The sequence below is a fragment of the Nocardioides luteus genome (assembly GCF_015752315.1).
In the GTDB taxonomy this organism is placed as follows: Bacteria; Actinomycetota; Actinomycetes; order Propionibacteriales; family Nocardioidaceae; genus Nocardioides.
On the sequence record NZ_JADOVJ010000001.1, the window covers coordinates 2,918,591 to 2,930,258 of the forward strand.

The 11,668-nt window shown below is 67.6% G+C and carries 10 protein-coding genes; 9 read left to right on the plus strand and 1 reads right to left on the minus strand.

Going from position 1 to position 11,668, the window contains the following annotated elements:
- Positions 1-39: 39 nt before the first annotated feature.
- Entirely contained in the window at positions 40-1,008 is a 969-nt protein-coding gene (locus HD557_RS14090; protein WP_196874311.1) for an AraC family transcriptional regulator, read from the minus strand.
- Between the two features lie 134 nt (positions 1,009-1,142).
- Here HD557_RS14090 and HD557_RS14095 point away from each other — a divergent pair, with 134 nt between their 5' ends.
- The 9 genes from HD557_RS14095 to HD557_RS14135 are packed head-to-tail and all read left to right on the plus strand — an operon-like array spanning position 1,143 to position 11,452.
- A complete protein-coding gene (locus HD557_RS14095; protein WP_196874312.1) occupies positions 1,143-1,931 on the plus strand; it encodes an SDR family oxidoreductase in 789 nt (262 codons plus the stop codon).
- A gap of 45 nt (positions 1,932-1,976) precedes the next feature.
- Positions 1,977-3,197 (plus strand): styrene monooxygenase/indole monooxygenase family protein, encoded by a 1,221-nt coding sequence (locus tag HD557_RS14100; protein WP_196874313.1) that lies wholly within the window; start codon positions 1,977-1,979, stop codon positions 3,195-3,197.
- A gap of 22 nt (positions 3,198-3,219) precedes the next feature.
- Positions 3,220-4,938 carry a styrene monooxygenase/indole monooxygenase family protein gene (locus tag HD557_RS14105; RefSeq protein WP_196874314.1) on the plus strand — a complete coding sequence of 573 codons (1,719 nt, stop codon included), beginning with the start codon at positions 3,220-3,222 and terminating at the stop codon, positions 4,936-4,938.
- Positions 4,939-4,963: 25 nt separating this feature from the next.
- The gene (locus tag HD557_RS14110) at positions 4,964-5,833 is read left to right on the plus strand and encodes an FAD binding domain-containing protein (protein ID WP_196874315.1); all 870 of its coding nucleotides are present in this window, start codon (positions 4,964-4,966) and stop codon (positions 5,831-5,833) included.
- A complete protein-coding gene (locus HD557_RS14115; protein ID WP_196874316.1) occupies positions 5,830-6,408 on the plus strand; it encodes a (2Fe-2S)-binding protein in 579 nt (192 codons plus the stop codon). Before HD557_RS14110 ends, HD557_RS14115 begins: the two co-directional genes overlap by 4 nt.
- The gene (locus HD557_RS14120; protein WP_196874317.1) at positions 6,405-8,849 is read left to right on the plus strand and encodes a xanthine dehydrogenase family protein molybdopterin-binding subunit; all 2,445 of its coding nucleotides are present in this window, start codon (positions 6,405-6,407) and stop codon (positions 8,847-8,849) included. Before HD557_RS14115 ends, HD557_RS14120 begins: the two co-directional genes overlap by 4 nt.
- Positions 8,846-9,271 carry an SRPBCC domain-containing protein gene (locus HD557_RS14125; protein ID WP_196874318.1) on the plus strand — a complete coding sequence of 142 codons (426 nt, stop codon included), beginning with the start codon at positions 8,846-8,848 and terminating at the stop codon, positions 9,269-9,271. Before HD557_RS14120 ends, HD557_RS14125 begins: the two co-directional genes overlap by 4 nt.
- Before the next feature lie 10 nt (positions 9,272-9,281).
- Positions 9,282-10,259 carry an amidohydrolase family protein gene (locus HD557_RS14130; protein ID WP_196874319.1) on the plus strand — a complete coding sequence of 326 codons (978 nt, stop codon included), beginning with the start codon at positions 9,282-9,284 and terminating at the stop codon, positions 10,257-10,259.
- A 14-nt stretch (positions 10,260-10,273) separates the two neighbouring features.
- On the plus strand, positions 10,274-11,452 hold the full coding sequence (locus HD557_RS14135; protein ID WP_196874320.1) for an XdhC family protein: 1,179 nt from the start codon (positions 10,274-10,276) through the stop codon (positions 11,450-11,452).
- Positions 11,453-11,668 lie beyond the last annotated feature (216 nt).

An 11,668-nucleotide genomic window follows, 5' to 3' on the forward strand; every position in this document is an offset into this window, starting at 1 on the left:
GACCCCGCTGCGCATTCTGCTCCGTCGAACGGACCGGGATCAGCTACGCAGCGTGTCCGAAGGAGACTCCCCGTAGCGCTCCCGATAGGCCTGCGCGAAACGGCTGAGGTGCGTGAAGCCCCGGGCCAGGGCCAGCTGGGTGACGCTGACCCCCTCGCTCGGATCGGCAGCGATCAGGTCCTTGTGGACGAGCTCGAAACGTACGTCCCGCAGGTACGCCATGGGAGACGAGCCCATGTGACGTCGGAATCCCGACTGGAGGGCACGCACGCTTACGCCGACAGCCTCGGCGATGTCCTCGACGACCAAGGGCTCGTGGGCGTGAGCCTCGATCAGCTCGACCGCCTTGCGCACACAACGCGGCGTCGCGGTGCCGCCATCCTCTTCCAGCCAGGACGAGTACGTGTTCGGAGCGCTGAGGAGGAGCGACGTCATCACCAGGTCTTCGAGCTGACCGGCCATCACCGAACGTGACGCGAGGCTCCGTTCGGCATCCAGCTCGGTCTGCAACAGATCCAAGTAGTGCCGCATCGACCGCGCTTCCGGGGTCGTCATCGGTACACCCAGGTCGAACTTGAGAGGGTCCCGGAGGGTCCGCCCGAGCAAACGCGCTGCTTTGGTCTCGAGGGTCTTGCGATCGACTCGCAGGCACAGGTGCGGCGCACCGCTCGACCATTGCATCGCGACGCGATCCTCGGGATCGAGGAGCGTCGCCGTGCTCGGGTCCGAGACCACCTCGATCCCGCGGGCGGATGCTCGAGCCGCCCCGTTCAGGGGAATCTGCAACAGGTAGAACGAGGTCAAGGGTTCCGGGTTGATCTGGACCTCGGCACCGTAGTCGAGGAAGTGCAGCGACAGATGGGGCAGCGCGGCCGACTGGGTTCGCATGTTCAGCGCACCGTCGACCACGCGCAGGTTGTGCCCGCAGAAGGCATGCGCAACCACGGCGCGTGCCTCATCGGGGTCGTGCGTCTTGAAGGTGTCGCGGTGCGGAAGTGGTGTCTTCATAGGTCTCGGCGGCCGGAAATGTGATCTACGCAATATGGATACCACCAGCGTCCCACGGATAGCGACCCCCCGACTACCCACCTAGCGTTCTTGACGTCAGATCCACCTCCCCACCAACAACCGGAGGACACTCAATGAACGGCTTGTCGGGCAAGGTGGCGGTCGTCACCGGCGGCGCCACCAAGATCGGAGCGGCGGTCGTCGCTGCCTTCGTCGACGCCGGAGCGAACGTCGTCGTCGCTGACATCGACGAGGACGGCGGCCAGAAGGTGGCCGCCGACATCGGTGACGCGGTCCGCTTCATCCGGACCGACATCTCCGACGACACCCAGGTGGACGCCTGCGTCAACGGTGCCGTCGACGCGTTCGGCGGAGTCGACTTCCTCGTCAACCTGGCCTGTTCGTACGTGGACAACGGCTTCGAATCAACCCGCGACGAGTGGTTGCTCTCCTACAACGTCAACGTCGTAGGTGCCGTCGCCATGGCGAAGGCCGCCCACCCGCACATGGTCGCTCGAGGTGGTGGCTCCATCGTGAACTTCACCTCGATCTCCTCCAGCGTGGCGCAGACCGGCCGATGGCTCTACCCCGTCAGCAAGGCGGCCATCGTTCAGCTCACGCGAAACATGGCGATGGACCTGGCCGGCGACGGCATCCGGGTGAACTCCGTGTCCCCGGGCTGGACCTGGTCGAAGGTCATGGACGACCTCACCGGTGGCGACCGCGCCAAGACGGACCGAGTCGCGGCGCCGTACCACCTCCTGGGCCGCGTCGGCGACCCCGACGAGGTCGCCGCCGTCGTCGCCTTCCTGTGTTCGCCGGCGGCGTCGTTCGTCACCGGTGCCGACTGGGCCGTCGACGGCGGCTACTCCGCCATGGGGCCCGAGCAAGCGGTCCCGGCGATCCCGAAGCTCGCCGAGTAACCACACCACGGCACCCCCAAGATCTCATCAACCCAGGAGCAACAGATGCGCAAGATCACCATCGTCGGAGCAGGTCAGTCCGGCCTCCAGCTGGGCATCGGACTCGTCGACAACGGGTATGACGTCACGATCGTCAGCAACCGAACCGCCGACGAGATCCATGCCGGCAAGGTCATGTCCAGCCAGTGCATGTTCAACACCTCCCTTTCCCACGAGCGAGACCTCGGACTCGACTTCTGGGCCGACGACTGTCCGCCCGTCGAAGGAATCGGGTTGACCGTCCCCTCCCCCGACGGCGACATCGCCTTCTCCTGGGCGGCGAAGCTCGACGCTCCGGCCCAGTCCGTGGATCAGCGCCTCAAGATGCCCCGTTGGATGACGGAGTTCGAGAATCGCGGCGGCAAGATCGAGCTCGTCGATGCAGGCATCAACGAGCTCGAGGAGTACGCCGACAGCAGCGACCTGGTGATCGTCGCCGCCGGTAAGGGCGAGATCGCCCGCCTCTTCGAGCGCGACGCCGAGCGGTCCCAGTTCGACAAGCCGCAGCGGGCCCTCTCCCTGACCTACGTGACCGGTCTCCAGCGCCAGCCCGACTACTCGACCGTCTCCTTCAACCTCCTCCCCGGCATCGGTGAGTACTTCGTCTTCCCGGCCCTCACCACCACCGGCCCGTGCGACATCATGGTCTTCGAGGGGGTCCCAGGGGGCCCGCTCGACTGCTGGGGCGCCATCAGCAGCCCCGAGGAACACCTCGCGAACGCGCAGCGGCTCCTCCGAGAGTTCGTTCCGTGGGAAGCCGAGCGCGCGACCGACGTCGAGCTGACCGACCCGAACGGCGTACTTGCCGGCCGCTTCCCGCCGACCATCCGCAAGCCGGTCGCGCTGCTGCCGTCGGGCAATCCCGTTCTCGGCCTGGCGGACGTCGTCGTGCTCAACGACCCCATCACGGGCCAGGGATCGAACAACGCGAGCAAGTGCGCGGCCTCCTACCTGGCCAGCATCCTCGAACACGGCACCGCCACGTTCGACGCCGCCTTCATGCAGGAGGCGTTCGAGAGGTACTACGCCTATGCGCAGTACGTCGCGACCTGGACCAACGCCCTGCTCCTGCCGCCGCCTCCGCACGTGCTCGAGCTCCTCGGCGCCGCGGCACAGCACCCGGAGATCGCCCAGCGTTTCGCCAACGGGTTCGACGACCCCCGTGACTACTTCGAGTGGTTCATGGACCCGGAGAAGGCCTCCGCCTACCTCGCCCAGTTCGCCTGAGCAACCGACCCGAGGAGAGACCATGCGTCGAATCGCCATCGTCGGCGCCGGCCAAGCAGGGACCCAGCTGGCTCTGGGACTGCTCGAGCACGGATACGACGTCACGCTCGTCACCGACCGCACCGCGGACGACATCCGCAACGGCCAAGTGATGTCCAGCCAGTGCATGTTCGAGACCGCACTCCAAGCCGAGCGCATGCTGGGGCTCAACATGTGGGAGCGCGAGTGCCCGAGCGTCGAGGCCATCGCCTTCACGCTGGCAGACGAGAAGGGAGCCGAGTACGGCTGGGAGGCCCCGCTCGATGGAGCAGCCCAGTCGGTCGACCAGCGTGTGAAGGTGTCGGCATGGCTCGAGCTGTTCTCCGATCGGGGCGGCAAGCTCGTGCACCGATCGGCGAGCAGCCGAGACCTGGAGGAGTACAGCCGCAGTCACGATCTTGTGATCGTGTCCACCGGCAAGGGCGACCTGGGCCGGCTGTTCGCTCGCGACGCCGAACGCTCGCCGTTCGACCAGCCGCAACGAGTGCTGGCGCTCACCTATGTGACCGGAATGGCCCCACGCCCCGAGGGTTCTGCGGTCTCCTTCCACGCCGTTCCGGGTGTCGGGGAGTACTTCACGTTCCCGGCGCTCACGACGACCGGTGCCTGCGACATCATGGTCTTCGAGGGCGTTCCCGGCGGGCCGATGGACCGCTGGGAGGACGTTCGCAGTCCCGACCAGCACCTTGCCCGTTCGCTGGAGCTTCTCGAGGAGTTCTTCCCGTGGGAGGCCGAACGGTGTCGCGACGTGCAGCTCACCGACGACAACGGGGTCCTGCGCGGCCGGCTCACGCCGACCGTCCGTAAGCCGGTCGCCACCCTCCCCTCGGGAGCCACGATCCTCGGCCTCGGCGACGCGGTCGTCCTGAACGACCCGATCACCGGCCAGGGATCCAACAACGCGGCGAAGGCCGCCAACTACTACCTCGACAGCATCCTCGGCCGCGGCGACGAGCCGTTCACACCGGAGTGGATGCAGCACACCTTCGAGACGTACTGGCGCGGCTGGCTGCAGTGGGTCGTCGCGTGGACCAACTCGATGTTGGGCTCCGCCCCTGATCACGTACGCAGCATCCTTGCCGAGTCGAGCGAGCTGCCCGGGCTGGCCGCGACGGTGGCCAACGGCTTCGACGATCCGCGGGTCTACTTCCCGTGGTGGTTCGACGCCGAGGCGGCCGAACGCTTCATTGCAGAGAAGCGAGCTCAGGCCGCTGCGGCGTTCGACCCACGTGAGCTGCGCCAGGCGTTCGGCCAGTTCGCCACCGGCGTGACGGTGGTGACCAGCCGCAGCGAGGACGGCCACCGCGTCGGCATGACCGCCAACTCGTTCACCTCGGTCTCGATGGACCCTCCGCTGGTGCTGTGGTGCCCGAACAAGAACGCCCCGAGCCTGGACGACTTCATGCTCGGCACCCACTTCGCCATCAACGTGCTGGCCGCCGATCAGCACCATCTCTCCCGCCAGTTCGCGACACCGGCGGCGGACAAGTTCGCCGATGTCGCCTGCCGCGACGGCCTCGCCGGGGTGCCGGTGCTCGACGGAGCGGTGGCGACCTTCGAGTGCCGCACGGTCTCGACGTACGACGCGGGCGACCACGTGATCATGCTCGGCGAGATCGAGCGCTTCGACGCGCCAGGAGGCGAGCCGCTGGTCTTCCACTCCGGCTTCTACCACCTGGCCACCAACCATCCCGACTTCTGACCCAGCAGCGAGTGAGGTTCCCTCCATGATCATTCCCCCCTTGCGCTACCTGCGGCCCACCTCTCTCGAGCAGGCCACGAACTGGCTGACGCATCTTGACGGCGCCACCGTCCTGGCCGGCGGGCAAACGCTCGTGAACGCGCTCAAGCTCGACCTCGTCGCCCCGGACTTCCTGATCGACGTCCACCGGCTCGAGGAGCTCTCCGGCATCGAGGTGGCGACCGATGGCACCGTGTCCATCGGCGCGGCGACGACGTACGCAGCGATCGCCGCGGACCCTGGAGTCCAGGCGAACGCGCCCGCCGTCGCCACGATGGCTGCCGGGCTCGTCGACCGGCAGGTCCGCAATCGCGGCACCATCGGCGGAAACGTCTGCCTCAACGACCCGACGAACAACTACCCGCCGCTGCTGCTTGCTCTCGGGGCACGCTTCCACGTCGCCGGGCCCGACGGCATTCGGGTCATCGAGGCGTCAGACTTCTTCGTCGGCACCCTCGCGACCGCCCTCGGCACCGGGGAGATCCTCGTACGCATCGAGGTGCCCCACCTGCCCGAAGAAGCGCGAGTCGTCCACCGACACCTGCAGCTCGCCAAGGACTCGTGGGCCGTCGCCCGATGTGTCGTGCGGCTCGATGTCCACGACGGCGTCGTTGCCGGCGCCACCGTGGCGCTCGGCACCGTTCTCGGGTCGCCCGTCCGCCTGGCGGCCGTCGAGGCCGCGCTCGTCGGCCAGCCCCTGGACGTACGGCTCATCGACCTCGCCTCCGCCTCCTTCGACAACGAGACGTTCGAGGCAGCGAGCGACGTGCACTGCTCGGCCGACTACCGGCGGCGCATGGCCAAAGTCCAGCTCCACCGCGCACTGACCGACCTTGTGAACGGAGACCACGCATGACCGCCACACCGGCACCGGATGAACTCGCCCTCCCGGACCTGTCGGCCCCCGACGTACACGCGATCGCCGTGACCGTCGATGGTCGCGAGGTCCAGGGACAGGTCTCCTCTCGCAAGCTGCTGGTGCACTGGCTGCGCGACGAGCTCGACCTGCGTGGGCCGAAGATCGGTTGCGACACCGGAAACTGTGGAGCGTGCACCGTTCGCTGGGACGGGCGGATCGCGAAGTCCTGCATGATCCTGGCCGCGCAGACCGACGGCACCACGGTGGAGACCGCTGCCTCGCTCGCCGAGCCCGACGGCTCGCTCAACAACCTTCAGCAGTGCTTCAAGTCCCATCACGGCCTCCAGTGCGGCTACTGCACGTCCGGGATGCTCATGACCGCGACCGACCTGCTCGAGTCAGGCGAGGAGATCTCCGAGCAGTCCGTACGCCGGGCGTTGAAGGGCAACATCTGCCGGTGCACCGGCTACGAGAACATCGTGCGCGCGATCCGCGCCGCCGCCGGCCAGGACGTGCCCAAGCCACACGGATCCCCCACGCACACCGACGACGGAGCGGAGGACGCGTTGTGACGACCCAGCAGGAGACACGCAGCTCGGTCTGGACGGGCAAGACCGTCCAGCGCAAAGAGGACGACCGGCTGCTCAAGGCCCAGGGCGAGTTCGGCGACGACACCCCGATCGCACACCTCGGCTACGTCGTGTTCGTACGCTCCCCGTACGCGCACGCCCTCATCAAGAACATCGACATCTCCGCAGCCGAGACCGTCCCCGGCTACCTGGGCAGCCTCCTGCCCGACGAGGTCGATGCCCTGACCGACGGCTTCATGGAGATCCAGGGGCCTCCGGCCGACGCCGAGATCGACAAGTGCCTCGCCGTCGGCGGAAAGGTCCGCTTCGTCGGCGAGCCCGTCGTCGCAGTCGCCGGCGCCTCCCGTGAGGCGGCTCGCGACGCAGCCGCAGCGGTGGTCGTCGACTACGAACCCATGGAGGTCGTGCTCGACGCCCGCGCGGCGGTCGAGTCGGAGGCCCCGCTCGTTCATGACCAGATCGGCAGCAACGTCGCCTGGGACGGTACCTACGACTGGGGCGACATCGATGACGCCCTGAGCACGGCCGACCACGTCATCGAGGTCGACGAGCTCCATTTCCACCGCTTCTCGTCGACGCCGCTCGAGTGTTCGGTCGTGACCGCGTCATATGACGCGGGCACAGATACGTTCACCCTCATCGGCGGGTGCGCGATGCCACAGATCACCACGCTCAACCTCGCCGTGGCCATGCGTCACCCGGCCGAGAAGATCCGCATCATCAGCAAGGACTTCGGCGGATCGTTCGGACTCAAGATCGGCATCTACGTCCCGGCCACGGCCGTCGCCCTCCTGGCCCGCAAGCTCGGCCGGCCGATGCGGTGGACCGAGACGCGGACCGAGCACCACTGGATGGGCGGCCACGGCAACGAGCGCTGGTTCCAGAACGTGAAGATGGCGATCCAGAAGGACGGCACGGTGCTGGGGCTGACCTACGACGCGCTCGACGACGTAGGCGCCTACACCCGCTACGAGCCGCTCGGGGCGGTCATCTGGACCCAGGTCGCCAACGCCTGCTACCAGCTGCAGCATCTGAAGGTCCACTACCGCACCGTGTACTCCAACAAGGGACCGGTCCACCCCAACCGCGGCTACTCGCGACTACAGCACATGTGGCTGGTCGAGCGGATGATGGACATCGCCGCGCACCGTCTCGGGTTCGACCCGGTCGAGTTCCGGCTGAAGAACTACGTCCAACCCGACCAGTACCCCTACACGACCGTCAACGGCTGCGTGTACGACTCGGGTGACCTGCCCCTCTCTCTGCGCAAGGCCCTAGACCTCATCGACTACGAGGACGCCCGCCGTCTGCAGCGCGAGGCTGCCGGTTCCGGGAAGCGGATCGGCATCGGCATCGGGTCGACCCTGGACTCCGGCACGAACAATTTCGGCCAGGCCCGGCTGGTCAACCAGTTCCTCCCGTTCAGCGGCAACACCGAGGGCGGACTGGTGCGGATGGGCGTGGACGGGAGCGTCTACGCCATCACCGGCGGCGTCGCCTTCGGCCAGGGCCACGAGACCACCGTCGCCCAGGTCGTCGCCGACATGCTGGGACTGACTCCCGACGACATCATCACCCACCGCGGTGGTGACTCATCGCTGTCGGCGCAGACCGGATTCTCCGGGTCCTATGCCTCCCAGTTCGCCGTCACGGGCATCGGGGCGATCCTGAACGCGACGAAGAAGCTCGTGCGTGAGATCCAGCTGGTCGCCGGGGCAACTCTGGGTGCGGAGCCCGACGAGATCATCCTCGAGGGCGGGTTCGCGCGCGTCGTCGGCGACCCGGACCGCGCACTTCCCTTCGCAGCGGTCGCGGGGATCGTGCACTTCTCCCCCGGCGACCTGCCACCGGAGATCGCCGAGCAGGTCGGCCTGGTCGGTCGTGCTGTCTACCGGGCGCCGTTCGAGATCCCCGACGTCGAGAACAAGTACGGCAACCTGACCCTGACGTACGCCTCGCAAATCCACGCCTGTGTGCTCGAGATCGACGAGGAGACCGGCGAGACGCAGATCCTGCGCTATGCGATGGTCGATGACTGCGGTACCCCGATCAACCCGATGATCATCGAGGGTCAGGTCCACGGGGCCACCGTCCATGGCATCTCCGGCGCACTGTTCGAGCACTTCGCCTACGACCCCGACGGGCAGCTGACAGCCGCGAACTTCTACGACTATCACGCTGCCACGGCACTCGACATGCCATCACTGCGGTACGACAGCGTCGTGTCCCCCTCCCCGTTCACGCCCATCGGCGCCAAGGGCATGGGCGAGGGTGGCGGTGCTCCGCTGCACGCCATCTCGGCTGCCGTCCAGGACGCGATCGGCAGCGAGGGCGGCATCGTCCGCAACTCCTACAACCCGCCGGAGGCAGTGCTCGACCTGCTGCACGCCGGCAACGACACGAAGGTGAGGGTCCTCCGATGATCCAGGTCGCTGGACGTTTCACGACGTCCGTAGGCGCAGATGAGCTGCGCGCTCGCCACACCCAGGTGGACCAGCTCTCCGCCGTCGAGACGCTGAGCGATGTCGGGGTCGCCGAAGACGGCACCGTCCGTGCCCGATTCACCCCGAGGCTGCCGCTGGGCCAGATCCCGCTCGACACCCAGATCACGACGACCCACACCGACGAGAGCCGGAGCCTCGTCACCGTGCACGCCTCGCGGGGACCGCACAGCATGGACGCCACGCTGGCGATCGCCTTGAACAGCGTCGACGCCGGGACCGAGGTCGCTTGGGCGGGCGAGCTCAGGCTCCGCGGCACCGCCGCAAGCGTGGGCCAGCGCGTCGGCGCGGACGTCGCGCAGCGCGTCATCAACGACGTCCTCGTCCAGCTCGCACGTCCCTGAGGAAGAAGCCATGACTCGTACTGACATCCACGTCCACGTCGCTCCGGCCCTCGACAGCAAGACCGCGGCAACGCTCAGCGGAGCATCCGTCGACTCCGACGGCCGCATCCAGATCGACGGCCGCCAGGTCGGACCCGCGAAGCTGTACGACGTGCCTGCACTGGAGGCCTACCTCGCCGCGGCAGGGCTCGACCACGCCATCGTCTCGTTGCCGCCGCCGTTCTACCGACAGCAACTGTCGGTCGACGAGGCCCGAGCCTGGGTCCGTGCGGTCAACGACGGGATCCTGGCGCGCATCGGCGAGCACCCGGCCCTGACCGCGCTCGTCTACCTGCCTCTGGAGCACCCGGAGCTTGCCGTCGAGGAGTACCAGCGGACCCGCAGCCAGAAGCGCTTCGTCGGCGCCACGGCTGCAGCGGGAGGTCGTTCCGCCCTGGGAACCGATCCGCGACTCGTGCCGTTGTGGGAAGCCCTGGACGCGGACGGGGCAGCCCTGCTCCTCCACCCGGGAACCTCGCCCGACCACCGCCTCGACGACTTCTACCTCTCCAACCTGTTGGGGAACCCCAGCGAGACGACCGTCAGCGTCGCGCATCTCGCGCTGGGTGGAGTGCTTCAGCGCTACCCCGACATGCAGGTCGTCCTCGTCCACTGCGGCGGCACCCTGCCCGCGATCGTGGGTAGGTGGGAACGCGGCGCCGAGACCCATCGACCGGGCCTCGAGGACCTGGCGGAGTCGCCGCGCGAGTCGATCCGCAGGCTCTACGTCGACTGCCTCGCGCACGACCCAGCGGTGGTCGACCTGGCGGTGGGCATCTTCGGCGAGGAGCACATCCTGCTCGGCAGCGACTGGCCCTTCCCCATGGGGACCGACGACCCGATCGCGCTCATCCAGCACCTTGACGGGGAGTTCGTCGAACGAGTCGCCACCGACAACCCCGCGAAGGTGTTCCCGGCCATCAAGAGCACCCTCTCGCGGGCCGGCTGACAGGAGCACCGGCAGTGGACGACATCCTCGAGACCCTGGTCGAGCACTGGGAGGCGAACACACCCGTCGCGCTCGCGACCGTGGTGTCGACGTTCAAGTCGGCGCCGCGGGTTCCGGGCGCCTCCCTGCTCGTCACCCCCGGCGGGGAGGTCACCGGATCGGTCTCGGGAGGCTGTGTCGAGGGGGCGGTCTATGAACTCGCCACACAGGTGTTGAGCGACGGGACGCCGCAGCTGGTGCGATACGGCTTCAGCGACGCTGATGCGTTCGAGATCGGCCTGACCTGTGGCGGAATCGTCGACATCTTCGTTCAGCGGATCGACCGCGACACCGCCCCGTGGGTCGGCGAGCTCGCTGCAGCTGTTCGGGACGGACGAGAGGTGGCCGTGGCGACCGTCATCGAACACCCCGTCTCAGGCACACTGGCTCGGGCCGTACTGCTCGGCGGCGACGATGCGGCGACCCTCGGTCACCTCGGCGATGAGCGGCTGGACCGAGTCGTCCTCGACGACGCGCGTGGTGTTCTACGGACCGGCCGAAGCGGAACGCTCAGCTACGGAACCGACATCCGGAGGCAGGGCGAAGGCATCCGGGTCTTCGTGTGGTCGTTCGCACCTCCACCACGGCTCATCGTCTTCGGGGCCATCGACTTCGCCGCCGCCCTTGCCGAGGTGGGATCGTTCTTGGGCTACCGGGTGACGGTCTGTGACGCGCGACCGATCTTTGCGACGAACGCCCGGTTCCCGAAGGCTGACGAGGTCGTCGTCGAATGGCCCCATCGCTACCTGCGCCGTGAAGCAGAGGAACATCGCGTCGACGCCCGCACCGCCATCTGCGTGTTGACGCACGACGCGAAGTTCGACGTCCCCGTTCTCGAGGTGGCCCTGAGGCTGCCATCAGTCGGCTATGTCGGTGCCATGGGATCGCGTACGACCCATGCCGACCGACTGTCACGGCTGGTCGAGGTCGGCATTTCGAACGACCTCCTCGACCAACTCCACAGCCCCATCGGCCTGGACATCGGCGCCAACACACCGCATGAGACGGCCCTCAGCATCGCTGCGGAGATTCTGGCGACGCGGTCTAGGGCTACCGGCATGCCGCTGCGTACGCTCGGCGGACCCATTCATGGCCGCACCGCACTTCTAGCGGGGACCGCACACGCAGAACAACGTGAATCGCCCCGGGTCTGAGGATTTGCCTGATTGGACAGCGCCCTCACACCGCATCCATCCAGGCATCGTTCGACGCCGGCCAGCCCCATACCAATGACGTCCCGGTCGAAGGCACCGAACCGGCGTCCAGCAATACCTGACGGGGCAGGACGACGAGCCTGGGGACGGTTCCAGTGGTTGGTCGGTGCGCACGAGTTCACTGACCTGCGCTCGATCATCGTGCAGACCGGGAAG